Below are 23,073 nucleotides of genomic sequence, written 5' to 3' on the forward strand. Positions count from 1 at the left end.
GCCCTGCCTTCACTCGAGTTGACAAGATGAGAAACCCGCTAACGCTCTTGTTCAAGAACGGAAACGGGCCATTTACAAGTATGGATCCATACTATCTGGAACCGATCGCAGCCGTCGACTCCCGAATCGTGAGCTCCGGCCGCAGCACGGTCCTCTGCTTCACTTCCATGTTCCCCTGAAGCTCCTCAACGATCATATTCACGACCAGCTTGCCCATGTGCTCCATAGGCTGAGCGATTGTCGTGAGCGGAGGGTCCGTCACTGCTGCAAGTATCGTATTGTCGAAGCTGACGATGGAGAGCTCGGCGGGAACTTTGATTCCCGCCTCTTTAGCCGCCTGCAGCGCTCCGACAGCGAGCATGTCGTTGCAGGCGAATATCGCCGTCGGCGGATCTGCCGAACCGAGCAGTTCCAAAGCTTTGGTCTTGCCGTCTTCCACCTTGTAGTCGCAATGCTTCAAGTTCTCCTGCCGGAAGACGGCGCCGTAGTCCTCCATCGTCTGCCGGAAGCCCCTGACCCGCTCCCGGCTGCTCCGCACTTTTTCCCGCTCGCCGATAATGCCGATGTTGCGGTGTCCCAGCTCAAGCAGATGGCTTGCCGCCAGACAGCCCCCTACGTAATCGTCGACCACGACCGTGTTCACCGCGACGAGCGGCATATCCCGGGCCAGCAGCACGACGGGGATGTTTTTGGACAGCAGTTGTTCCAAAATTTCCTTATTGTCGATACCTGTCGCAATAATGATGCCGTCCACTCGTTTTTGCTGCAGCAGGGAAATATATCTTTCGACTTTCTCGTCTTTATTGTCCGTGCTGCACATCATCACGCTGTACCCGAGATGCTCCCCCTGATCTTCGATCGCTCTGGCGATTTCCGAGAAGAACGGGTTGGAGATGTCCGGAACGAGCAGGCCGAGCGTATACGTTTTTTTGCCTGTTAATGCGGATGCGATGACGCTCGGCTGGTAATCGAGGCGCTCCATAATGGCAAAGATCGATTCGCGCGTCTCCGTGCTGATCTTCCCTTTGCCGTTCAGCACTTTCGAGACGGTCGCGATCGAGACGCCCGCTTCCTTGGCGACATCGTAAATCGTTGCTTTCATGCCCTGTTCCTCATTTGCAGTTGATTGGATAAGTTCAATACCTTCATTATGAGGATGAACCGGATGAGTTGCAACTGGAAAGAACGGCTAACGCTGCGAAGGCGGCTGCATGATCCAGGCATGGGCCGGATCGTTGGCGAACTTCCAGGTGCGCGTCGGCCCCGCCATCACGTTCAAATAATATACCTCATAGCCGGGAGGAGCCGAAACCGGATGGTACCCCTTCGGAACGAGAACGGCCTCGCCGTTTTTGACAATGAGCGTTTCGTTCAGCGACTCATCGTCGGTGTAAACCCGCTGCACCGCAAATCCTTGTTCCGGCTCGACCCGGTAATAGTACGTTTCCTCCAAAAAGGACTCTTCGGGCAGATTGTCCCTGTCGTGCTTATGCGGCGGATAGCTCGACCAATGGCCGCTCGGCGTGAACACCTCCACGACCAGCAAGCTGTCGGCCGGCTCCTGCTCCGGCAAAATGTTATGAATTTGCCGCTCCAGATTGCCGTAACCGCGGGTCTCGACGCCCACCTGCTCCGGCGCGATCAGCCGCGCCTCGTAGGTTCCTTGCCCGGGCGCTTCACATACGGCAATTGTTAGCGCAGTCAGCGCCTCGACTTCATAGCTGTCGTCCGATGGCACGTAGACGGAATAAGGCGGTATTTTCTCAAATACGCTCATCCGTTTACCCAAACGCTCGAAGCTCGCCTTATTCGTCTTCACGTGAGCTTGCCCCGTCAACAGGACGATGCAGACTTCCTTGCTCCCCGTCTGCTTGCGAAGCGTTTGGCCCGCTTCAAGCTCATACACGGAAAATCCCACGTACGTCCATCCCGCCGACTCGGGCGTGATGCTCAGCACATTGCCGTCCGCAAGCGGCTGCTTGCGCGCCGGAACGATCAAATCGCTCATATGCCCACCTCTTCCGCCAGCCGCATCGCTTCGTCAATCCGCACCGGTTTGCCGAGCCGGACGGACAGCTTGGCGGCAAGGGCGATCAATTCCGCCTGGAAGCCGTCATTGCCGTCGACAGGGACGTCGCTTCCGCTGCGCAGACTGTCGATAAACATGCGCGTCTCATCGATGTATGCTTCGTTGTAACGCTCCAGGAAAAAGTGCAAGGGCTTGTCTCGGTAAATGCCTTCCGACGTGCTCAATTCCGCCGTGTTCGGGAAATCGTTGTCCGCGGATACGCTGCCTTTGGAGCCGAAAACTTCAATCCGCTGATCGTAGCCGTAGACGGCCTGGCGGCTGTTGTCGATAACCCCGATCGCGCCGTTCTTGAACGTGAGCGTCGTAATCGCCGTGTCCACATCGCCGTATTTGGCAAATACCGGATCGACGAGCACCGCGCCGCGGGCGTACACTTCCTCCACGTCGCTGCCGGACAGGAAACGGGCCATGTCAAAATCGTGAATCGCCATATCCATGAACAGTCCGCCGGACTTTTCGATATAGTTCTCCTGCGGCGGATTCGGGTCTCTGGAAGTAATCTTTACGATGTGCGGATCGCCCAGCTTGCCTTCGGCCACCCACTCGCGCACGCGCTTGAAATTGTGGTCGAACCGGCGGTTAAATCCGACCTGCAGCTTAACCCCTGCCGCCGTGACCGCGTCCAAGGCCTGCTTTGTCTGCCGAATATCCATACTGATCGGCTTTTCGCAAAAAATATGTTTTCCGGCTTTCGCCGCCGCTTGTATAAGCGGAACGTGCGAATCCGTAAGCGAACATATAAATATCGCATCGATGTCCGGATTGCCGATGACATCATCGCTATTTTTCGTCACCTGCGCGATGCCGCGGGCCGCCGCCCATTCCTGCAGCGCCTCGTCGGCGAACAAGTCCGCCACGACGGCGACCGCCACGTCCGGCAAACGAAGCAAATTGTCCGCGTGAATTTTGCCGATCCGGCCTGCGCCGATAATGCCGATTTGTAATTTCTTCATCTAGTCTCTCCACCCTCTCGCTTTGCCTGACGAACCGAACTGACGGATTTTGCTCTGTACCCCTTGCTGGACGGCATCCCGGGCCGGCCCCAAATATTTTCTCGGGTCGTATTCCTTGTCGTTTGCTTGCAGCCGCTCCCTGACGACGGCCGTGAACACCGATTGGTTATCCGTATTCACATTGATTTTGGCCGTCCCCAGCGAAATCGCTTTTTGGATAATTTCATCCGGGAGGCCGCTGCCTCCGTGCAGCACTAAAGGCAGTCCCGTGAGCCGCTGGATCTGCTCCATCCGCTCAAAGCCGATGCGCGGCTCCCCGCGGTAAGGCCCGTGCACGGAGCCGAGCGCCGGAGCCATCGCGTCGATGCCCGTTTCGCGGGCCATGCGCACGCATTCCTCGGGAATCGCGTACATCGCTTCCGCCTCGTCGACGTTGATGTCGTCCTCCCGGCCGACGATGCGGCCGAGCTCGGCTTCTACGGAAACGCCCCGCGCATGGGCCGCATGGGTGACTCTTCCCGTCACCTCGATGTTGGCCTCCAGCGGATGATGGGAAGCGTCGATCATGACCGACGTGAAGCCGGCCTCGATCGCTTTCATGCACACCTCGTAGCTTGAGCCGTGATCCAGATGCAGCGCCACCGGGACGGTGATGCCGTAGTGCCCGATCAGCCCTTTGACGATAGAGGCTACCGTCTGCAGTCCTCCCATGTAAGGGATGTAGGCTTCGCTCAGCCCGAGAATGACGGGCGCTTGCTCCGCCTCGGCAGCCTGCAAAATCGCCTGCGTAAATTCGAGGTTGTTCAAATTAAACTGGCCTACTGCATATTTATGTTGAACTGCGGTTTGCAGCATGTGTGTCATCGATACTAGCGGCACGGCGTTTCCTCCTTGCGTTGATGTCGAAGCCTGGGCCCGGCTACTCGGGCCCGCTTCATGCAACTGTTTTTACCAGCGTGCTGTGACCATTTTTTTGCGGGTATAAAACTCGACGCCATCCGTGCCGTTGGCATGCAGATCGCCGTAGAACGAGTTTTTCCAGCCGGAGAACGGGAAGAACGCCATCGGAGCAGGCACGCCGAGATTGATGCCGAGCATGCCGGCGTCGATCGTCTCGCGGAACTGGCGGACGTTGCTGCCGTCCTGCGTGAACAGGCAGGCGCCGTTGGCGAAATCGGAGCGGTTGGAAAGCTCGATCGCCTCTTCCAGTGTCGCCACGCGGACAATCGAAAGCACGGGGGCAAAAATTTCGTCCTGCCAAATTTTCATGCCGCCCTGCACATGATCGAAAATCGTAGGCCCGACGAAATAGCCTTTATCCGACACCGCCGAATCCCGGCGGCCGTCTCTGACGAGAATGGCGCCTTCCTGCTCGCCGATTTCAATGTATTTCAGCGTTCTCGCTTTTTGCGGCTCGCGGATGACCGGACCGAGGAACACCCCATCGTCCATGCCGTTGCCGATCTGGATCTGGTCACCGGCTTGAATCAGTTTCGCTACAAGCTCGTCGGCAATATCGCCGACGGCGACGACAACTGAGCAGGCCATGCAGCGCTCACCCGCCGAACCGAAAGCGGCGTTAATAATTTGCGTGACCGTGCCGTCAAGGTCGGCATCGGGCATGACGATGGAATGGTTTTTAGCGCCGGCCAAAGCCTGTACGCGCTTGCCGTGAGCGGTGCCTGTTTTGTATACGTACTCGGCGACCGGCTGAGAGCCGACGAAAGAGATCCCTTTGATCCGGGGATGCTCCAGCAGCCCGTTCACGACATCGTGAGCGCCGTGCACGAGATTCAGGACACCGGCCGGCAAGCCGGCTTCGGCGAACAGCTCGGCGAGCCGGTTCGCGAGCAGCGGCGTGCGCTCCGACGGCTTCAGGACGAACGTATTGCCGCAGGCGATAGCCAATGGGAACATCCAGCAAGGTACCATCATCGGGAAGTTGAAAGGCGTAATGCCGCCGACGACGCCGATCGGATATCGATACATGCCCGATTCCACATTCGTGGCGATGTCGGGAAGCTGCTTGCCCATCATCAGCGTAGGGGCGCCTGCCGCGAATTCGACGCACTCGATGCCGCGCAGCACTTCGCCGTGCGCTTCATGATAGCTTTTGCCGTTCTCCTTCGTGATCAGTTCGGCCAGCTCTTCCCAATGATCGACCAGCAGCTGCTGGTATTTGAACAAAAGCCGCGCTCTCCGCGGAACCGGCGTTTTGCTCCAGGAGGCGAACGCTTCCGAAGCGGCGGCCACCGCCTTGTCTACGTCCTCTTTGCTCGAAATCGGCACATGGGCGATAATTTCTTCCGTTGCCGGATTGTAGACCGGCTCCGAGGTTCCGGCAGAAGCCTCCACCCACTGGCCGCCAATAAAGTTTTTCAAACGCTGTGTCGTTGCCGATGTCGTCATATCGATAAATCCTCCTTATTTCGCTCGAAAATGTTTATGAAATTACGATTTCGCCTTTGTTGCATTTCTCCATATAATCCGCAACCTGCTCCGCCGTAGGCATCGCGTCGGAACAGCTGTGGCTGGACACGACGATCGCCGCGGCCCCGCTCCCGAACTCCATGCTTTTGTCGACCGCCCAGCCGTTCATCAGGCCGTACAAAAATCCGGCCGCATAAGAATCGCCGGCGCCGAACGTTTTGATCACTTTGGCCGGGAAGCTCGCGGCGGTATGGCTTCGGCCATCCTGCGTATAGGCGATCGAGCCCTGTTTACCGTGCTTGATAACGACGATTTTCGCGCTGTACGAAAACCATTTGGACGCCGTCGTGCGGTCGTCGGGCTGCTGCCGCTTCTCGAACTGCTCCATCATATCGAACTCTTCCCGAGTGCCGATAATAACGTCGCATTTCTCCGCGGCCAGGTTATAATAAACCGCCGTTTCTTCGGGGGAAGTCCACGTATACGGGCGGTAATCCAGGTCGAATACGATCGTGGCTCCGTGCTTTTTGGCGTAATCCAGCGCCAGGAACACCGCTTCTCTGGACGGGCTTTGCGCCAGCGCTGTGCCGGAGATGAGCAGCACTTTCGTCCTGGCGATCATCTCTTCCTGCACTTCGCCCGTTTCCAGCAGCAGGTCGGCAACCCGTTCGCGGTACATCAAAATGCTGCAATCGGTCGGGCTTTTAATTTCCGTAAAAGCGAGCCCGGTCACCGCGCCGGTGCGATCCGTAACGACGTTCCCGGTCTCGATGCCGTTCTTCTCCAAATACCGGACGATGAAGCGGCCCATCTGATCGTCGGCCACTTTGCCGATAAATCCGGTCTTCATCCCCAGGCGCGACATGCCGATCGTAATGTTGGCCGGCGAACCGCCGACATATTTCGTAAATGTCATCGTATCTTCCATCGGACGGTTGATTTCATTGGCGTTCAAATCGATGCACAATCTCCCGATAGCGACGAAATCCAGCTCTTTTCCTTGCGGAAGCTGCAAATAACTCATTCTTACACCTCTTCTTTCCTAGCCGAAGCTATCGAATGGATATAGGTCAACGCTTTTTGAGCGTATTCGTATGCCGGATGAACCGCAGGGTCCTGCTCGCCTTCGAGCAGCGCCCAGCCGCTGTACCCTCTCTGCGCAAGCTCGCCGATAATCGGAGCAAAATCGATGCAGCCGTCGCCCGGAACGGTAAACACGCCTTTGCGAATGCAGGTGACAAAATCGCAGCCTTCTTGTCTCGCTTCATCGAGCACTTGCTGACGGACATCCTTCAGATGGACGTAAGCGATCCGGTCATAATGTTTGCGGAGCAGGCTCAGCGGATCGTAACCGCCGTAGTAGGCATGGCCCGTATCGTACAGCAAATAGACGAGTCCCGGGTCCGTCAGCTGCATCAGGCGGTCGATCTCTTCCGGCTGCTCCACGGCCGTGCCTCCGTGATGGTGATAGGTCAGCTTCAGCCCGTGCTCCCGGGCGATGGCTCCCGCCTTGTTAAGCCCGTTAGCCAGATGCTCCCATTCGTTGTCGTTCAATCTGGCGACCTTCGTTTCGTGCGCCGAACGGCGCGGGTCCCAGTGCAGTGAGCCGCCGATTTCGCAGGTGCTGATGACTTTTGCGCCCATTTCCTTCAAAAAGAGAACGTGCTCCCGGTAAGCGTCAAGCTCCTGCTCTAGCCGCGAAGGCTCGGTGAAAAAAACGGATTTCCACTGCGAGACAAGCTGAATGTCTCTGGCAGCCAGCTCGCGCTTCAATGTCGGAATATCTTTGGGATATTTCCTTCCCATTTCCGTACCCTTCAGCCCGAGCGCCCGGATGTCGGCCATAATTTGCTCGAAGCTCGTATCCGATCCGTGCTCCTGCACATCCTCGCCCACCCAATTGATGGGATGAATGCCGATTTGAAAAGGCAATGCTTTCGTCATCGCAACCGCTCCTTTAATATGTTTTTGAGCGCATTCACTTGCGCATTCATATCCCGGTACGCTTCAAGCACTTTCTCGCTGCCGGACACTTCCGGAACGCCAATGCGCCACCATGACTCGTAGCCGGATGTGCCCGTTCCCGGAAGCACCTTGATGTCGATCAAGGTGGAAATCTTCTCCGCCTTCGCCTTGGCGAGCGCTTCGCGCAGCTCCTCCATCGTCGCCGCGGAGTACGACGCAGCCCCAAAGCTGCGGGCATGCGCCGCAAAATCAACCGGCATGTACGCGCCGGTCAACCGCCCGGTTTCCGCAGAACGGTAGCGGAATTCGTTGCCGAAGCTGTCGCTGCCGTGGCCCCGCTGCAAATTGTGAATGCACTGGAAGCCGTGATTGTCGAGCAGCAGCACCGTAATTTTGCGGCCTTCCTGCAAGCTGGTCAGCAGCTCCGAATGCAGCATCAAATAGCTGCCGTCACCGACGATCGCGTACACTTCGCGGTCCGGTTCGGCCAGCGCCGCCCCGAAAGCTCCGCTGACTTCGTACCCCATGCAGGAGAAACCGTACTCCATATGGTACGTCTTCGGCTCCTCGCATCTCCACAGCCGGTGCAGATCCCCCGGCAGGCTGCCGGCCGCACAGACGATGACGTCGCGCGGGCCTAGAAACCGGTTGATCTCGCCGACGACAGCCGTCTGAACGAGCCCTTCCGGGCTGCTCAATCCGTACAACCGGTCGGTTTCGTCGTCCCACGCCTGCTTGAGGCGGCTCAGGGCATCCCGGTCATAAGCGGCGCTATAACCACCTTGTTCCAAAAGCGCCTGGCGCAAAGCCCGGAGCGCTTCCTTCGCGTCGGCGGTGACGCGCAGCCCGTTCATTTTGAAAGCATCGAAGGCGCGGACGTTAATATTTAAGAAAGCGACTTCCTCATGCCCGAAAGCCGATTTCGAAGAGGTCGTAAAATCGGAGTAGCGTGTGCCGACGCCGATGATCAGATCGGCTTCTTTGGCGGTCAGATTCGCCGCCAGCGTGCCTGTCACGCCGATGGCGCCGAGCTGCAGCGGATGCTGCCAGTTCACCGCGCTTTTCCCCGCTTGCGTCTCCGCCAGCGGAATGCCGAAGCTTTCCGCAAACTCCAGCAGCTCCTTGTAGGCGCCGGAGTAATGCACCCCGCCCCCGACGACGATCAGCGGCTTCTTCTTGCTCCTGATCAGCTCCACCGCCCGCGCGATCGCTTCCGCTGCAGGGGGACGGCGCTCGATGACATGCACCCGTTTGGCAAAGAAAGACGCCGGGTAATCGTAGGCCTCGGCCTGCACATCCTGCGGCAGCGCCAGCGTAACCGCGCCCGTCTCGGCCGGATCGGTCAGCACCCGCATCGCGTTCATCGCCGCGCTCATCAGCTGCTCGGGCCGCTCGATGCGGTCCCAATACGCGCTGACCGGGCGGAACGGATCGGTCGCCGACACCGTGTAGTCGCTCGTCACTTCAAGCTGCTGAAGCACCGGGTCCGGCTGCCTGCAGGCAAAATTGTCGCCGGGCAGCAGCAGCACCGGAATCCGGTTGACGGTTGCCGTCGCGGCGGCAGTCACCATATTGAGCGCGCCGGGCCCAATGGAGCTCGTGCATGCAAAAATTTGCGTACGGTTATGCTGCTTGGCAAAAGCGGCTGCGGCATGGACCATCCCCTGCTCGTTCTTCCCCTGGATGAACAGCAGCTCGCCGCTGTCATTTTCCAGAGCTTCTCCTATGCCGGTTACGTTGCCGTGCCCGAAAATTCCCATGACGCCTTTTACAAACTTGCTTTCCCGGCCGTCAACGGACACATACTGGTTATCCAGAAACCTCAGCAGCGCCTGCGCCATCGTTAAACGTATCAGCGACATCATCTACCTCCGAATGAATGTATTTTTGTAGAATAAGGTAAGCGCTTAACTCGTGAAAAAAAATAGAAAGCCTTTAAAAACCGTTCGAATCTCAGGAAAAAACATGTGCATTCACAAGTTCTGTTTACGGATTTGACGGCTTATGCTTCCAAGTATACCTGTTCTATCAAACGCTTTCAATACTTTTTTTCGCAAACTTCAGTTAAGCGCTAACCCTTGTTCGCGGGATGAAAAAAAGACCTGATTTCTCAGACCTTTTCCCCTATCCCGATTATTTTTATATTTGGAATTTGCCCGCCGCGCCGTGCAGCTCTTCCGCCACGGACGTTAGCTGGCCGGCCGACTCGGCGATTCCGTCAATCGACTCCAACTGCTGTCCTGTCGTATCTGCAATATGCTGGGCGTATGCGGAAGACGTTTTGGCCAGCGAGCTTGTCTCCGCCATAGATGCCGCGACCTCTTCGGAGCTTGCCGCCATTTGCTCGGCGGCGGCCGCGACTTCCTGAATGCGCAGCGTGACTTTCTCCGACGCCCGGAATATGCGCTGAAACGATTCTCCTGCGGTATGTACAACGGCAAGGCCGGCATCGACTTCCTGCAAACATTGCTGCATCGTGCTTACGGCCGTCTGCGTTTGGCCGAAAATTTCCCGAATCAGCTCCGTAATTTGGGCGGAAAATTGCCCGGACTGCTCGGAAAGCTTTCTCACTTCTGAGGCGACGACGGAAAAGCCTTTCCCCGCTTCGCCCGCCCGCGCCGCTTCAATCGAGGCGTTCAAAGCGAGCAAATTCGTCTGCTTCGCGATGCCGCCGAGCATGCCTACCATGCCCTCAATTTTTTGCGAATGGACCTCCAGTTCCCGGATGACCTGATCGGCTTTCCTGACGATGCCGCTCATATCCTCCATGCAGCCGACGAGCGACTGCAAGTCCTGTTCACCCTGCTTCGCCTCGCGGAAAGCTTCCATCGATATTTCCGAAACTTCCGACGACGTTTCCGCAATGCGCTGCACGCCGACAGTCATTTCATTCATCGCCGTGTTCGCTTCCTCGAAGTTTTGCACCTGCTTCTCCGAGCCTGCCGCGACTTTGCGCATCACTTCCGCCACTTGATGCGTCGCTTCCGACGTATGTCCGGAGCTGTCGAGCATCTGCTTGGACGAATCGGCAACCAGCGAAGAAGCCTGCTGAATGCGGCGCAAAATATCTCTGAGACTCGCCTTCATCCGGTTCAAAGAAGCGACCAGCTCGCCGATCTCGTCTTTATTCGCCACCTTCACGTCCGCCTCGGTCAATCTGCCCTGCGAAACGGCCTCCAGTGCAGCCGAGACAAGCCGGACCGGCCTGGAAATGTTGCGCGTTATGAAAAAAGCGAGCGCGAACCCGGATAAAGCGGCCGCAAGGAGAACGTACAGCGTGCTTTCTTGGCCGGCCTGAAAAATATCCAGGCTTTCCTTGGAGGCCGCAAGCGCTCCGTCATGCTTGATACGAACCAAAGCGTCCAAATAATTGTTCAACCCGCTGAACGATTTCTCCGCTTCGCCGAGCAGAGCCTGCACCTCTTGCGTTTTTTTGCCGGAGCCGTTCGTCAGGTTCGCTTCTTTGCTGAGCTCGACGAATTTCTGATGGTTCGCTTTGTAGGAGTTCCATTTATTTGTAAATGCTTCAAAGGTGCGCTGCTCCTGTTCGACCGTCAGCGTCGGGGCGATTTCCTTCAGCTTGTCATCGACCATATTAATCGCCGCCAACGCTTGAGTCTCCGTCATCTGGCGCTGGTTCGGGTCCGTCATGACAAACATCAGCGCCTCCATCGCATGCACCCGTTCGGTCAAATAACTGATGTTATTGACGGCCTCGACTCCCGGAAGCCATTCATTGCTGATTTCGTCGCTTTTCGCCTGCATCTGTTTCATGTTCGCGATACTGTTCCAGCCGACCGCCCCCGACAGCAGCAGTACAATGATAAATCCGGAAAAAAGCTTGCGTCCGACTGTCATTCGCGGCACCCTAATTCGCATCCGATCACCATACCTTAGTTCATAGTGTTTTTTCTAAATTATATAAAAATGTAACCCCAGAATTCGACATTTTTTATGTAATTTGTTTGTAAATACAAAGAGCCCGGGCCCCCGCACAGAACGTGCATTCCCAAGCTAAGAACGGGCGCCGCCCAATGGGCCAAAGATGGCGCTGCCTTCTGGCGAAGCGGCCCCGACGTCCGCAATGTCTGCAGCATGTGGTCGACCGACCGCCGTCATACAGCGCAACACCGCGCACTGGGAGCTGCGCGCGGTGCGAAAGCGGCTTGTTGGACGCACGCAAAACCTGCGATTGCTGCAGTTTTTCGCTGGAAGCGGATCGGTTTTGGGAAAAGCCTGCGAAAGTGCAGGCTTTTTCGTCGGGAGCGGCCCGTTTTATGGAAAAGCCTGCACTTTCGCAGGAATTTCCTAAGAAAACGTGCCAGTGCTCGTGTATCCGCTGGAAAAACTGCACTTTTGCAGCAATTTTCCGTTGCAAGCGAATTGTTGAGCAAAAAACTGTACTTTTGCAGGTTTTCTTCTTCTCGCCAAGCAGATGCGTGATCTCTCAGCAGACAAGTTTTTCAACAAGCTCAAAAGTGCTCTAAGCGAACAGTTCGTTAGAAGGAAGAAGCCTGCGATTGCGCGATGGTGCAGGAATTCCCCGCCACGTTAAGCCCGAATCCTATATTTTAGCGAAATTACAGCAAATTCTCCACACAGTAACCGGCCTAAACAGTATCTCCACTCTGAGAGGTAACGCCCATAGCTTCACAAGAGTTTTCGCACGTTTTCCGCGCATCGACCGCCATCATATGACGGTCTTTTTGGCAGCGTTCCAGGCTGCTGTGCGGCAGTGACCCAAAAAGGGGCTGCCTGTCCCCAGCGCTCCTGCCCATCAGCCGATTGCAAAATTGCACACGAGTGCTAACATATAGAGATGGATGTATGTTCATATGAACTTTTTGAGGAGGCTGCGCTCGTGTACTTTTACAAAGATCAATTTGTGGATAAAAAAGATATGGCCGTATCGCCGGACGATCGGGGTTATTATTTCGGAGACGGAATTTACGAAGTGTTTCGCATTTATAACGGGGAATTGTACGAGCAGGACGCCCATCTTCGGAGATTAGTCCGCAGCGCCGAAGACGTCCGGATCGAGCTGCCTTATTCGACGGAACAAATCAAAGATATTTTGGCCAAGTTGGTCCGGGAAAGCAGTGTCGTGGAAGGCACGCTGTACATGCAGATCACAAGAGGCGAAGCCTCGCGCGCGCATCCTTTTCCCGCTCAGGCCAAACCAGTTATGATGGCTTACTGTACGGAGGTAAAAAGGCCGGAAGCGACGATGAGCAGCGGCATTTCCGCCATTACGACGGACGACATCAGGTGGCTGAGATGCGACCTGAAGACGCTCAATCTGCTGCCTAACGTCATGGCCAAGCAAGCGGCTCTCGACCACGGCGTGCAGGAAGTCATTCTGCATCGTAACGGTACCGTAACCGAGTGCAGCGCCTCCAACGTAATGATGATACGCAGCGGAGTGCTATATACGCATCCGGCCAACAACCTCATCCTTCACGGCATTACGCGGGCCGTCGTGCTGCGGCTTGCCGGGTCGCTGGACATGGATGTGCGGGAGGAACCGTTTACGCTGACGGATCTGGCGGAAGCCGACGAGATGTTCATCACCGGAACAACGGTCGAAATTACGCCTCTTGTCCGCATCGACGGCCGGCCGGTCGGAACGGGCGAACCTGGGCCGCTGACGCGCAAGCTGCAGCAGCAATTCGAACGGACTTTTGCGAAGTAAGGAGCCGTCACGCCTTCTTTCCCTCCAACAGACTGAAGTTTTTACAGGTTTTCCGTACGAGTTTGCAACAGTCTGAAGTTCCACAATCTTCCCGGCCATTTGCCGGTCAGCCGGCGATATCCGAGCCACCGTCATGCCCGGATACCGCCGGGCAAGCGGCCGTCAGCACAAAGACGCCCCAGAGCTCTATTCGAGCCGCTGGGGCGTCTGCCTTCGCTTATCTGCGCAAATTCCACTCGTCCGTCCCGTACTTTTCCCGCACGAGCCGGTCCGCCAGCTCCGCTTCATAAGGCGCCAGCTCCGCCTCCTCCAGTTCGACGCCCAAACCGTCGGCAATTTCCCTGCGGAACGCCGCCTCCACCTGCTGCAGCGTTACCGGCTCCTTGCCTTGGGCGCGCAGCAGCTCGTTGATGGCGACCGCTTTTTTCAGGAAGCTTTGCTTCATCCGTTCCGCCACCTTCTCATTCGAAAAACGCAGCAGACGGAACAGTTGGTCCGTGTCCATATCGAGCAAAATCGAGCCGTGCTGCAGGACGACGTCCTTTTGCCGAACCTGGGCGCTGCCCGCCACTTTGCGACCTTCGACGACGAGCTCGTACCACGAAGGAGAGTCGAAGCAGGCGGCCGAGCCCGCAGACGCATATTTCTCCTTCTCTTCGTCGGTCGCCAGTTGAACCATCTCCGCGCCGAGGCCGAGCGCCCGGAAGCCTTGAAGCAGCCCGACGCTTAGCACGCGGTATGCTTCCGTTACATTTGCCGGAATGCCCGGGTACGTCTCCGATACAATGATGCTGTACGTCAGCTCCTTGTCATGCAAAACGGCTCTGCCGCCCGTCGGCCGCCTTACGAAGCCGATCCCTTCCGCAGCAGCCGCCTCGCGGTCGACCTCCTGCGCTTTTTGAAAATAACCGATCGACAGCGTCGCCGGACTCCATCCGTAAAAGCGAACGGTCGGCGGCACCTTGCCTTCGCTGTGCGCCGTTAAAATCGCCTCGTCTATAGCCATATTTTCAGCAGGAGAACGGTCTCCTGTGTGTACGAACCGCCATGTTGCCATCGTTATGCACTCCATTCTTTCATTTATTGCTGCATCCTCTGCATTTCATCATACCACAACCGGGTGGAAAAGTTATGAAAGCCCCCTTTTTGGACATACTAACACGTATTCGCACGTATGTGCACGATCAGGAGGAGGCCTACCCATGCGCCATAACGAACAGCAGGAGAACATTCGCCCCATTCATGATCACCTTCATATGCATGTTGACCGGGAATGGTTTGCCGAACTGGACAGCCGTGTGCGCGGAGGCGGCCCCTGGGACGACTGGACGTTGTACCAGCTCGCCTACGAATCGGAAGAATCGGCCCTTATCCCCAGCTTCGACGAGCTGCAATGCCTCGTTCATTTGGGACAGCTCGAACCGATGCCCCATCAGCTTGAGACCGCCAGGCGGGTGCTGAACGAAATGCGCGGCAGGGCCATACTGGCCGACGAAGTCGGGCTCGGCAAAACGATCGAAGCCGGGTTGATTCTCAAGGAGTACATGATCCGCGGCTTGGTCCGCAAAGCGCTGATCCTCGTCCCCGCCTCCCTTGTGCTGCAATGGGTACGGGAGCTGAACAGCAAGTTCGGCATCCACGCCGCCGCGCAAAAGAAAGCTTACATGTGGCAGCAGTGCGATGTCATCGTTGCCTCCATGGACACCGCCAAGCGCGACCCGCACCGCGAAATCGTCATGGGCCTGGAATACGACATGCTGATTGTCGATGAAGCGCACAAGCTCAAAAACAAAAAAACGACCAACTACACGTTCGTCAACGAACTGCGTAAAAAATATTGCCTGCTGCTGACCGCCACTCCGGTCCAGAACGATCTGAAGGAGCTTTACAATCTGATTACGCTGCTCAAACCCGGCCAGCTCGGCGGGCAAAGCAGCTTCAAAACGAATTTTGTCGTCGGCAAACGGATACCGAAAAACGAAGACATCCTCCAGCAGGAGCTGGCCAAGGTCATGATCCGCAACCGGCGCGGAGAAGGCGGGCTTCAATACACGAAACGTATCGTCAAAAACATCCCGCTTACGCTTTCGCCTGAAGAACAGGCGCTTTACGACGGCGTGACCGATTTTGTGCGCACCCGCTACCAGGAAAGCGCCGGCGATCTGACCAGCATGCTGTCGCTGATTACGCTGCAGCGGGAAGTGTGCAGCTCGCGTGACGCGATATTTATTACGCTCGTCAACCTGTTCAAAAAAACGGCCGAAGATTCGCCGGTGCGGGCCAAAATCTGGGATCTCGTCGAGCTGATCCGCAGTATCAAAGCCAATACGAAAGCCGAAAAAACGATGCAGCTCGTGCAGGAGATCGGCGAGAAAGTCATTATTTTCACGGAGTACCGCGCTTCTCAGGAATATTTGCTGAATTATCTCAAAGAACGCAAAATTAGCGCCGTTCCTTACCGCGGAGGCATGAACCGGGGGAAAAAGGATTGGATGATGGACTTGTTCCGGGGCCGGGCCCAAGTGCTGGTCGCAACCGAAGCCGGCGGCGAAGGGATCAATCTGCAATTTTGCCATAATATGATCAACTTCGATCTGCCGTGGAATCCGATGCGCGTGGAGCAGCGAATCGGGCGCGTGCATCGGCTCGGCCAGACGCATGACGTGAACATTTACAACTTATCCACAACGAATACGATCGAACAACATATCCTGTCCCTGCTGCACGAAAAAATCAACATGTTCGAAATGGTGATCGGCCGGCTGGACACGATTTTGGAGCGGATCGAAAAAAAAGGTTCACTCGAATCCTCCTTGTTCCGCATGGTGATGGAATCGGGCTCGCAGGACGACATCCGCAGAAAGCTCGATGAAATCGGCTCCGCCTTCTCCGACATTCAATCCGAGGTGGAGTCGGAGGAGCAGGCTGCCAGCCGCCTCCGCTCCCTGCTGAACGCTGCCGGCGGCACTGAGGTCGGACCATGAACAAACGAAACATTCATACGTTCGTCATGCGGTTTCTCGAAGCCTACGGCTGCACGATCATGGAGAAAACGCCTGCTTATGTGACGGCGAAGCTTTCGCCCGAAGCCGACAAAGAGTTGACGGGCCGCCCGTATTATTGGAGCTTTGTGGAACGCACAGGCGCACAGGCGGAGACGATGACCTACAAATTCATCTTCGACCCGGAGCAGATGAAAGCGGAAGCAAAGCCGAAGCAGCAGGCGGCGGGCGCACGGGGGCCGGCGGACCCGAACGGAGCTGCGGCGGGTTTCCCTGCTGCTGCTGCGACAAAGGACGGCGGTTCCGATAGCATTCTCGGCCGTTATTTCGGCTTTGTGCCGACCCAGGTGATGACCCGCGTGCCGCAGGACGAAGTGACGTTCGGCAGCCGGCGGCTTGAGCAAATGTTCGGCATCGTCAGACAGCGCGGACGGTTCGTCCATTTGTTCGAGGAGCCGTTCCCGCTGCAGGCCTCCGCCCGCAGCACACTGACGTACGACCGGTGGTTCTGCGTCAACTACAAAGTCGAGCTGGCGTGCGACCGCAAGCGGAGCGAGATCCACTCGCTGGCCATCCGGCTCGCCGGCGGCGAAATCCGCGAGCATTTTCACAAGCATCTGCTTACCAAAAGCTTGTCGCCGAAGCTGCCTGTCGGGAGCTACATGCTGCCTGACACGCTCTCTCTTCCGAAAGCGGTCAACGCTTTGGAGATGGTGCTGGAGAGTAAAATCCGCACCATCGATCACAGTTGGGCGGACGAGGCCAATGAGCAGCACCGCAGTGAAATCAAGCGCGTCGAATCGTTCTACAACGGCCTCCTGCTTAGTGTCGAGCCGCAGCAGCGGCCCGAGGTGGAGATGCAGTGCCGCAACCGCTTGCAGGAAATCGATTGGCAGTATAAGCCGAGAATCGTCGTTTCTGTCGTCAATTGCGGACTGTTTCATTTAAACTCGGGGAGTGCGACCAGAAACTGACGCAAGTCGCTAAAACTTTTCAAATATGCCGCTACAGGTTCTAACATTCTTTTTAATGCATAAGTTTTACAATAAGGACATACAAATATCGGTTGGACATATCCTTATAGACGGGTAGGTGAACGGTTGCCAATGAAATGGATCGCTTGGACTGCCGCTTGTCTGATTAACGCGGGCGCTCTCCTCTTTGCCCCGGTTCATACGTCTGCGACTGACGATTTGAGCCGGACAAGCCTTATCGTTGTTCAAAAGGAAACGAACCGGGCGCCTGTACCCGCCGCCGCTCCGCAGCAAGCAGTGCGAGGGGCCAAGCCGTCAAGCATAGATGAGGCGGTCGGCAGCTGGAAAGCGGCGCTGGCCAAGGAAAAAGGCTTCGAAAGCTGGCAAACGGCGACCTGGACCCGGTATCCGCTTGGGCCGGGAACGCACGGATGGGTCGTCATCGTCAGTAAAGACGGACAAGAAGTCGGCTACATGGTCGTAAGCTCAGCGGACGACGGCTCGTTCCAACTTACCGAATACGGAACCGGCGGCAAGCCGTTATTCAGCCTTGCAACGCTGTATCGAACTTTGATGCAGCAGGAACTTATTCCCGATACTTTATCGTATTCCGAATTTATCGATAGTACGGCGGTCACCAAAGAACGGCTGTATACGGACTCGTTCGCCGCAGTCTGGAAAATTGGCAGGGAAGGCCAAACTTATTACGTGGACGCAAAATCGGGGGAACTGCTGCCTATTAAGGCAGACCCGAAGCCGGCGAACGAGCCGCAGCCGAGAGCCGGCACGCAGCTTACGGGAACCGGCCAGGAGCTTCTGCTGCCCTCCTTCGATCCTTACGAGCGGCTTCAGTGGGTGGTCGGCAGGCCGGCGGCTATCGGCGGCCCGCAGGACCTGCAGGCCGAGCTTCAAGTGAGCAAAAACCTTACATATGTAGCCGAGCTGTTCGATCACCAGGTTACGCTGCCGCTCGCGGTCATCGGCTACCGCCAGTGGGATGCGAATGAGCCCTACCTCATTCTCGATCATGAAGGCCCGCGTTACGTTCTCTTTCGATCGGCTGTCAAGCAGGGCAGCATCTACCCGTAAACAGCCTTTTCAAACGGCAAAAGCCTTAGCACCGCAGTACAAACTGCGGCAGCCAAGGCTTTGTTCGTTTAGTTCCAGCGGAACCCGATGCCGCGCAAAAATGCGTTGGCCAGCAGCGTATGCCCCACATGGTTCGGGTGAACCCTGTCCCAGGCGACGTACGCCGGATAAAACGTTTTCAGAAGCGGTTCAAAAGCGGCTTGCGTATCGACAAAAACGGAATTTGTTTGTTCCGCTATGCGCTTCACTGCCGCGCCGTACTGATCCATCAGGCTGCGCATGGCATCCTGCGGATTCGGCTCGATGTAGAACGGCGTCATCAGCACGATGCCTTTTACATGCGGCAGGGTGGAAGTTACAAGCGTCCGCAGCGTCGCCTCGTACGTTTCGAGATCGACATGGCATTCCGGCTGTGTCGGGGAGTCGAACTGCCGCCACACATCGTTAATGCCGATCATGACGGACAACCAGTCCGGCTTTTGATCCAGCACATCCGTCTGCCATCTTTGCTGAAGATCGAGCACCGTATTCCCGCTTGTGCCTACATTGACTGTGCGAATTTCAAGCTCGGGGTACAAAGCGTTCAACTGCCCGTCGACCAACGCGACATATCCTTTGCCCAAAGCGCCGAACAGCCCTTCGCCAATCGGCCTCGCCCGCTCACAGTCCGTAACGGAGTCGCCGATCATGACCAGTTTGTCGTACATTTCCAACTTCATCTGATTACTCCCTTTCTGCTTGTTCATACCTAATCCTATTCCTAATTCGCTATGCAGCCCAAAAAACCTCCCGGCAAAAGGCAGGCAAAATGCGCTGCCGCTCGCCGGGAGGCTTCATGAGTTTGTCCCGATGAACTCCAATTGATATGTATGCAAAATAGCGTGCAGACGCTCAGGGAGATTTTCTTTTGCCCGCTCTGATTTTATCGAACAGCATCCGCGCGGCCAGCGGCAGCATGCCAAACCAGCGGGTTTGCCAATGTTCCCGCTGCTCCTTCGTGCTTGTTTTCGCCTGTTTGCGCACGTCTTTCGGCGTTTCTATGTATGTCACAACCTGCTCCGTGATGTATTTGACCAGATCGTCGTTCTTAGCCATTGAGCCACCTGCCCTTCCCTCCCTAGTGTTGCCATTGCCGCGCAAGCTTAACCGGGTCGGACAGGCGGGAAGGCGTTTAAGAGACTCTGCCGCCGCTCTCGAAAATGATCTTATCCGCAAACGATTTGATCGTGCTGCAGCCCACCAGTATCGGCTTGTTTACGCACTGCAGCAGCAGCGTCTGGCTGCCCACATCCCAAGCGTACTGAAATCCGACATTGAGGCCGGATACCGTAATCGCAAACCTTCCGGAGGGAGCGTTCGGGATGGAAAAGCCCTGTTTTCTGCCAATATTTTGCAATCCTTTGAAAACCGAAGACGAAATACCTCTATAAGTCCATGTGCTGCATGCCGCCATAGGTCATCTCCCCTTCACCATTGTGATCAATTAATTGTATGTGCCGGGGATGTGAAAAAGTGCTTGTACATAAACAAATCCAACGCCTAACCTGCTCGCCCGGCGCGCGGATTTGTTTCTTTGCAATCGTTTTTTCCTTTGGTGGCGCAGCGCAGTCCTTCTATAATGGGAATGAGCGAAAAAACACAGTCCGGTTGGTAGTCCGGATGCATAGATGACGCTATGCCATATCCTTCCCCCTCGGGATGTCCATCGCTGTTTGTTGAATCAGGAGGGGAATATGCATGAAATTGACTGTTTTTTTTGAACAGGCCTTCTGGGTGGGCGTCATCGAAGAAGAGCGCGGGGGCAAGCTGCGCGCCGCCCGCTACGTTTTCGGCTCCGAACCGGGCGATGCGGAGGTTCTGGAATTCGTCCGTACCCGGATGATCGGCTGGCTTGAACGGGTACGGCAGTCCGCCGCCGTTCAGCCGGCCGCCGAACGGCGGATCAATCCCAAACGCGCCCAGCGCCTCGCCGCGCAAGACATGCAGCGGAAGGGCGTCTCTTCGGCCGCCCAGGAAGCCATGAAGCTTGAGCTTGAGCAGCGCAAGCAAGAACGTAAAACGCGCTCGCGCGAGCAGCGCGAAGAGAGCAAGCAGCTGAAGCGCGAGATGAAGCGCATGAAGGCAAAAGCGAAGCATCGCGGCCGGTGACGCCGGTTTACAAGAATAGAAGCCGAAATTCGGCTTCTATTCTTTTTTTTCCCGCATATACTAGAACAACTAGAGAGAAAGAGGTGCGTTCCGGAATGTGGAAAAGCATGCTTCACACCGATCAATTGAAAATTTTGATTCATCCGGGAGACAAGCTGATGGAGCTTCATGTCTCCACGCAGGAGGAGACCGCGGTCCCGGGTGCCGTCCGGTTCAATCATGGCGAGCTCATCCAGTTGATTCATACTTTGCTGGAAATCAATCGGATTTTCCGCGGCGACATCCCTTTTTATGCGGCATCCTCGGCCGAGCGGTCATCGTAAGTAAGGCTGCCGTAAGTCGTAGGGCGGGGAACCTGTTGATGCCCGAGACAACACCGGCTATTCTGAGGCCCCTCGCAAAAGCGGGGCTTTCCCCGCCAACGAACCGGCAGCAGTGCGCGAAAACCTGCAAGCTTGCCCGCCGGAACTAACGTTCATCGGCACTTTTCGGAAAACCTGCGAAAGTGCAGGCTTTTTCTGCAAAAATGGATCGTTTTGGTGAAAAGCCTGCGATTGTGCAGGAATTTTCGCTTAAAGTGGCACTGAACCCATATTCGCGGCGAAAAGCCTGCACATTTGCAGGAATTCTTCGCAGCCAGCGGATCAACCGAGCAAAAACTGTACTTTTGCAGGTTTTCTTTGCGAACCCAGACAGATTGTGTGACCGGCTCTGGCGTATTGGTTGCTGAGCAGCCTGCTACGCGGTCTTTTCGCCAAAATGAACAGTTCTTCCACAATAACCCATTAAAACCCGCGCTTTGGAGCAATCTCGCGGGTTTTCTCCCCAGTCCGGCCTGTCAAGCCGTCTTATGACCGTCCGCCGTACCGCAATAGCCCACACCTTGTTAGCAACTCAACTTTCGCGTCTACATTTCTTGTGATCAACAGTACGGACTCTCTAACACCGAGCGCAATTGGAAAACCGGATTTAATTATTTCGGTTTTTTGCTCCCCACTCACATAACCCTTCCAATATGGGTAATAGAGTTTCCGCTTTATCCGTGAGACTGTACTCGACTTTAGGGGGAACTTGAGGATACTCTTTCCGTTTCACAAGACCATCCGCTTCCAATTCTTTTAGTTGTGAACTCAATGTTTTAAAAGTAATAGTTCCTATTTGTCTTTTCAGATCATTAAAGCGAACCGGTTGGTTTTCTGCTAAAAGGTAAAAAATGACCATTTTCCATTTACCGCCAATAATCGACATTGTATAGCCAAAAGGTGTATCTTGAATATTTTTAACCTTACCTTTATATTCAGCCATACTCATATTTACACTATCCTTTCAGGTAGTACCTGTCAAAAAAGTGCGTACTACTTTTTAATTTGTGCTCAGTTTATACTAACCTTACTTTGAAGTAAAGGAGAGAAAAAAATGACTATTGCTCAAACCTACAATCACGGTGTTGCATGGGAAGAAGCTTTCGGCGTCACCCAAGGTTACAGCGTCAACGGCACCATCTACATCTCGGGACAATTTTCCCACGATATGCAGGGAGCGTTCGTTGGCGAGGGCGATATCGAGGCACAGACCCGGCAGACGCTGGAGAACCTCGATAGAGTGCTGGCGGGATTTGGTGTCACGAGGTCGAACATCGCTGAGATGGAGGTCTTTCTGACAAATCCGCGGGAGCATTTCGAGCAGTGCGTCGTTCTGTACAAGGAGTATGTAGGCGATCATCGGCCGGCCGTCACCCTCATCGGCGTGTCGGGTCTGGCGTTCCCACATCAACTGATCGAAATCCGCGCCGTCGCACACATCGACTAACTCGGGCACCGCGGTCGGCGCAGCGCCGGGCGGTCAGGCTTCGAAAGCGGCAAGGGACTATCGCGGATGCCCTTTCATGCCGCCGGGACGTCGACAAAACAAAAGCACCTCCGGCAGCCGTACGCCACGTACGGTCCGAAGGTGCTTGTTCTGCCGGCTTGATGCCGATCCGCCGATTAATTCCGGTTAATTCCGGCGATAGAGGCCAGAAATCTGAGGATGTACAAGAACAAATTGATGAAATCCAGATAAATGTTCAGCGCCGCTAACGGCACTTCCTCTGCGGCTACGCCGTCGCGGTACTGGGACACGTCGTAAAGCACCCATCCGCTGAAAATCAGAATGCCGATCATCGACCATACGAGATTCATGACCGAACCGAAGGACACAAACATAGAGATGAGACTCATGATAACGAGTCCGATTGTCGCAGCAAACAGGAAACCTCCAAGAAAGCTGAAATCTCTTTTGGAACGGTGCGCGTAGAAAGCCAAGCCGCCAAAAATCGCAGCTGTCGCAAAAAATGCGCCGGATACGACTTGCGCGCCGAGCAAGCCGCCGTATTTCATAATTACCGGATACAGCGTTACGCCGGAAATAGCGGTGAAGGCGTACAGGAATCCGTAGCCGATATTTTTGCCGCGCATCCGGATTACGATGGCCGCCACCAGCATGACAAGTTCCGCCACCACGAACAGCATAACTAATTCCGCAGGAACGACCAGGGCGCCGATCAACGTTCCGATAAAGGAAACCAGCAGCGATAACGCGAATGTCTGCAGCACGTGAGCAAAGCTGCCTGAGTGAGAAGCTGTAATTGTTCTTTCCACGAACGTTCATCCCCTTTGTAAAAAGTTGTACAATCTATACTATGTATTATATCCTTATTTCATGTAAGATGCCACATACAGGATGCTAAAAC

At 55.7% G+C, this 23,073-nt stretch carries 23 protein-coding genes; 8 read left to right on the forward strand and 15 right to left on the reverse strand.

Translation table 11 applies throughout. From position 1 onward, the window contains the following. Window positions 1–91 precede the first annotated feature (91 nt). The 9 genes from AC6RNO_RS11605 to AC6RNO_RS11645 form a co-directional block, all read right to left on the reverse strand. Window positions 92–1,102 carry a substrate-binding domain-containing protein gene (locus tag AC6RNO_RS11605; RefSeq protein WP_497105531.1) on the reverse strand — a complete coding sequence of 337 codons (1,011 nt, stop codon included), beginning with the start codon at window positions 1,100–1,102 and terminating at the stop codon, window positions 92–94. Window positions 1,103–1,189: 87 nt separating this feature from the next. Continuing rightward, window positions 1,190–2,008 (reverse strand): 5-deoxy-glucuronate isomerase, encoded by an 819-nt coding sequence (gene iolB, locus AC6RNO_RS11610; RefSeq protein ID WP_497105532.1) that lies wholly within the window; start codon window positions 2,006–2,008, stop codon window positions 1,190–1,192. Continuing rightward, on the reverse strand, window positions 2,005–3,042 hold the full coding sequence (gene iolG, locus AC6RNO_RS11615) for an inositol 2-dehydrogenase (protein WP_474679326.1): 1,038 nt from the start codon (window positions 3,040–3,042) through the stop codon (window positions 2,005–2,007). Before iolG ends, iolB begins: the two co-directional genes overlap by 4 nt. Further along, window positions 3,043–3,921: a class II fructose-1,6-bisphosphate aldolase gene (fba, locus tag AC6RNO_RS11620; RefSeq protein WP_497105533.1), complete on the reverse strand. Its 879-nt coding sequence runs from the start codon at window positions 3,919–3,921 to the stop codon at window positions 3,043–3,045. A 69-nt stretch (window positions 3,922–3,990) separates the two neighbouring features. Beyond that, complete coding sequence (locus tag AC6RNO_RS11625) at window positions 3,991–5,451, reverse strand: CoA-acylating methylmalonate-semialdehyde dehydrogenase (protein WP_474679328.1); 1,461 nt, start codon at window positions 5,449–5,451, stop codon at window positions 3,991–3,993. Window positions 5,452–5,485: 34 nt separating this feature from the next. Further along, window positions 5,486–6,496 carry a 5-dehydro-2-deoxygluconokinase gene (gene iolC, locus AC6RNO_RS11630; RefSeq protein WP_474679329.1) on the reverse strand — a complete coding sequence of 337 codons (1,011 nt, stop codon included), beginning with the start codon at window positions 6,494–6,496 and terminating at the stop codon, window positions 5,486–5,488. A gap of 2 nt (window positions 6,497–6,498) precedes the next feature. Then, the gene (gene iolE / locus AC6RNO_RS11635; RefSeq protein WP_497105534.1) at window positions 6,499–7,416 is read right to left on the reverse strand and encodes a myo-inosose-2 dehydratase; all 918 of its coding nucleotides are present in this window, start codon (window positions 7,414–7,416) and stop codon (window positions 6,499–6,501) included. After that, window positions 7,413–9,299 carry a 3D-(3,5/4)-trihydroxycyclohexane-1,2-dione acylhydrolase (decyclizing) gene (gene iolD / locus AC6RNO_RS11640; protein ID WP_497105620.1) on the reverse strand — a complete coding sequence of 629 codons (1,887 nt, stop codon included), beginning with the start codon at window positions 9,297–9,299 and terminating at the stop codon, window positions 7,413–7,415. Before iolD ends, iolE begins: the two co-directional genes overlap by 4 nt. 277 nt (window positions 9,300–9,576) lie before the next feature. Beyond that, window positions 9,577–11,295 (reverse strand): methyl-accepting chemotaxis protein, encoded by a 1,719-nt coding sequence (locus tag AC6RNO_RS11645; protein ID WP_497105535.1) that lies wholly within the window; start codon window positions 11,293–11,295, stop codon window positions 9,577–9,579. Between the two features lie 311 nt (window positions 11,296–11,606). Between AC6RNO_RS11645 and AC6RNO_RS11650 the strand changes: the two genes are divergently transcribed. Together AC6RNO_RS11650 and dat are read left to right on the forward strand one after the other, a co-directional pair. Next, entirely contained in the window at window positions 11,607–11,924 is a 318-nt protein-coding gene (locus AC6RNO_RS11650) for a hypothetical protein (protein WP_497105536.1), read from the forward strand. Window positions 11,925–12,298: 374 nt separating this feature from the next. Further along, entirely contained in the window at window positions 12,299–13,129 is an 831-nt protein-coding gene (gene dat / locus AC6RNO_RS11655; protein ID WP_497105537.1) for a D-amino-acid transaminase, read from the forward strand. A gap of 217 nt (window positions 13,130–13,346) precedes the next feature. On the opposite strand, the gene AC6RNO_RS11660 is transcribed toward dat, so the two are convergent. After that, the gene (locus tag AC6RNO_RS11660) at window positions 13,347–14,186 is read right to left on the reverse strand and encodes a lipoyl protein ligase domain-containing protein (RefSeq protein WP_497105538.1); all 840 of its coding nucleotides are present in this window, start codon (window positions 14,184–14,186) and stop codon (window positions 13,347–13,349) included. Window positions 14,187–14,331: 145 nt separating this feature from the next. Here AC6RNO_RS11660 and AC6RNO_RS11665 point away from each other — a divergent pair, with 145 nt between their 5' ends. From AC6RNO_RS11665 to AC6RNO_RS11675, 3 genes are all read left to right on the forward strand, one after another. After that, complete coding sequence (locus tag AC6RNO_RS11665) at window positions 14,332–16,113, forward strand: SNF2-related protein (RefSeq protein ID WP_497105539.1); 1,782 nt, start codon at window positions 14,332–14,334, stop codon at window positions 16,111–16,113. After that, window positions 16,110–17,105, forward strand: coding sequence for a YqhG family protein (locus AC6RNO_RS11670; protein ID WP_474679335.1), 996 nt, complete (start codon window positions 16,110–16,112; stop codon window positions 17,103–17,105). Before AC6RNO_RS11665 ends, AC6RNO_RS11670 begins: the two co-directional genes overlap by 4 nt. Before the next feature lie 132 nt (window positions 17,106–17,237). Continuing rightward, complete coding sequence (locus AC6RNO_RS11675; protein ID WP_497105540.1) at window positions 17,238–18,194, forward strand: hypothetical protein; 957 nt, start codon at window positions 17,238–17,240, stop codon at window positions 18,192–18,194. Between the two features lie 68 nt (window positions 18,195–18,262). Here AC6RNO_RS11675 and AC6RNO_RS11680 read toward each other — a convergent pair whose 3' ends face one another. The 3 genes from AC6RNO_RS11680 to AC6RNO_RS11690 form a co-directional block, all read right to left on the reverse strand. Continuing rightward, window positions 18,263–18,913 carry a GDSL-type esterase/lipase family protein gene (locus tag AC6RNO_RS11680; RefSeq protein ID WP_497105541.1) on the reverse strand — a complete coding sequence of 217 codons (651 nt, stop codon included), beginning with the start codon at window positions 18,911–18,913 and terminating at the stop codon, window positions 18,263–18,265. Between the two features lie 172 nt (window positions 18,914–19,085). Continuing rightward, a complete protein-coding gene (locus AC6RNO_RS11685; RefSeq protein WP_474679338.1) occupies window positions 19,086–19,289 on the reverse strand; it encodes a YqzE family protein in 204 nt (67 codons plus the stop codon). A 76-nt stretch (window positions 19,290–19,365) separates the two neighbouring features. Further along, window positions 19,366–19,647: a hypothetical protein gene (locus tag AC6RNO_RS11690; protein WP_474679339.1), complete on the reverse strand. Its 282-nt coding sequence runs from the start codon at window positions 19,645–19,647 to the stop codon at window positions 19,366–19,368. 284 nt (window positions 19,648–19,931) lie between these two features. On the opposite strand from AC6RNO_RS11690, the gene AC6RNO_RS11695 reads away from it, so the two are divergent. Together AC6RNO_RS11695 and AC6RNO_RS11700 are read left to right on the forward strand one after the other, a co-directional pair. After that, the gene (locus AC6RNO_RS11695; RefSeq protein ID WP_497105542.1) at window positions 19,932–20,342 is read left to right on the forward strand and encodes a DUF2992 family protein; all 411 of its coding nucleotides are present in this window, start codon (window positions 19,932–19,934) and stop codon (window positions 20,340–20,342) included. A gap of 95 nt (window positions 20,343–20,437) precedes the next feature. After that, window positions 20,438–20,665, forward strand: a complete 228-nt coding sequence (locus tag AC6RNO_RS11700) for a hypothetical protein (protein WP_488434766.1) — start codon at window positions 20,438–20,440, stop codon at window positions 20,663–20,665. 646 nt (window positions 20,666–21,311) lie between these two features. Here the strand turns inward: AC6RNO_RS11700 and AC6RNO_RS11705 are convergent. After that, the gene (locus AC6RNO_RS11705) at window positions 21,312–21,653 is read right to left on the reverse strand and encodes a winged helix-turn-helix transcriptional regulator (RefSeq protein WP_497105543.1); all 342 of its coding nucleotides are present in this window, start codon (window positions 21,651–21,653) and stop codon (window positions 21,312–21,314) included. Between the two features lie 105 nt (window positions 21,654–21,758). On the opposite strand from AC6RNO_RS11705, the gene AC6RNO_RS11710 reads away from it, so the two are divergent. Further along, window positions 21,759–22,151: a Rid family hydrolase gene (locus AC6RNO_RS11710; RefSeq protein WP_497105544.1), complete on the forward strand. Its 393-nt coding sequence runs from the start codon at window positions 21,759–21,761 to the stop codon at window positions 22,149–22,151. Window positions 22,152–22,327: 176 nt separating this feature from the next. Here the strand turns inward: AC6RNO_RS11710 and AC6RNO_RS11715 are convergent, their stop codons facing one another. Next, the gene (locus AC6RNO_RS11715; protein ID WP_474679344.1) at window positions 22,328–22,981 is read right to left on the reverse strand and encodes a Bax inhibitor-1/YccA family protein; all 654 of its coding nucleotides are present in this window, start codon (window positions 22,979–22,981) and stop codon (window positions 22,328–22,330) included. Window positions 22,982–23,073: the final 92 nt, after the last annotated feature.

The sequence above is a fragment of the Paenibacillus sp. sgz302190 genome (assembly GCF_059820445.1).

What these genes read in the sequence shown, in the direction of transcription:
- iolC (WP_474679329.1), bottom strand. Translation starts at nt 6,496, where the DNA reads ATGAGTTATTTGCAGCTTCCGCAAGGAAAAGAGCTGGATTTCGTCGCT.
- AC6RNO_RS11645 (WP_497105535.1), bottom strand. Translation starts at nt 11,295, where the DNA reads ATGACAGTCGGACGCAAGCTTTTTTCCGGATTTATCATTGTACTGCTG.
- AC6RNO_RS11675 (WP_497105540.1), top strand. Translation starts at nt 17,238, where the DNA reads ATGAAATGGATCGCTTGGACTGCCGCTTGTCTGATTAACGCGGGCGCT.
- AC6RNO_RS11710 (WP_497105544.1), top strand. Translation starts at nt 21,759, where the DNA reads ATGACTATTGCTCAAACCTACAATCACGGTGTTGCATGGGAAGAAGCT.
- iolB (WP_497105532.1), bottom strand. Translation starts at nt 2,008, where the DNA reads ATGAGCGATTTGATCGTTCCGGCGCGCAAGCAGCCGCTTGCGGACGGC.
- AC6RNO_RS11700 (WP_488434766.1), top strand. Translation starts at nt 20,438, where the DNA reads ATGTGGAAAAGCATGCTTCACACCGATCAATTGAAAATTTTGATTCAT.
- AC6RNO_RS11625 (WP_474679328.1), bottom strand. Translation starts at nt 5,451, where the DNA reads ATGACGACATCGGCAACGACACAGCGTTTGAAAAACTTTATTGGCGGC.
- AC6RNO_RS11605 (WP_497105531.1), bottom strand. Translation starts at nt 1,102, where the DNA reads ATGAAAGCAACGATTTACGATGTCGCCAAGGAAGCGGGCGTCTCGATC.
- AC6RNO_RS11705 (WP_497105543.1), bottom strand. Translation starts at nt 21,653, where the DNA reads ATGAGTATGGCTGAATATAAAGGTAAGGTTAAAAATATTCAAGATACA.
- AC6RNO_RS11695 (WP_497105542.1), top strand. Translation starts at nt 19,932, where the DNA reads ATGAAATTGACTGTTTTTTTTGAACAGGCCTTCTGGGTGGGCGTCATC.
- AC6RNO_RS11665 (WP_497105539.1), top strand. Translation starts at nt 14,332, where the DNA reads ATGCGCCATAACGAACAGCAGGAGAACATTCGCCCCATTCATGATCAC.
- AC6RNO_RS11670 (WP_474679335.1), top strand. Translation starts at nt 16,110, where the DNA reads ATGAACAAACGAAACATTCATACGTTCGTCATGCGGTTTCTCGAAGCC.
- iolG (WP_474679326.1), bottom strand. Translation starts at nt 3,042, where the DNA reads ATGAAGAAATTACAAATCGGCATTATCGGCGCAGGCCGGATCGGCAAA.
- iolE (WP_497105534.1), bottom strand. Translation starts at nt 7,416, where the DNA reads ATGACGAAAGCATTGCCTTTTCAAATCGGCATTCATCCCATCAATTGG.
- AC6RNO_RS11660 (WP_497105538.1), bottom strand. Translation starts at nt 14,186, where the DNA reads ATGGCAACATGGCGGTTCGTACACACAGGAGACCGTTCTCCTGCTGAA.
- iolD (WP_497105620.1), bottom strand. Translation starts at nt 9,299, where the DNA reads ATGTCGCTGATACGTTTAACGATGGCGCAGGCGCTGCTGAGGTTTCTG.
- AC6RNO_RS11680 (WP_497105541.1), bottom strand. Translation starts at nt 18,913, where the DNA reads ATGAAGTTGGAAATGTACGACAAACTGGTCATGATCGGCGACTCCGTT.
- AC6RNO_RS11690 (WP_474679339.1), bottom strand. Translation starts at nt 19,647, where the DNA reads ATGGCGGCATGCAGCACATGGACTTATAGAGGTATTTCGTCTTCGGTT.
- AC6RNO_RS11685 (WP_474679338.1), bottom strand. Translation starts at nt 19,289, where the DNA reads ATGGCTAAGAACGACGATCTGGTCAAATACATCACGGAGCAGGTTGTG.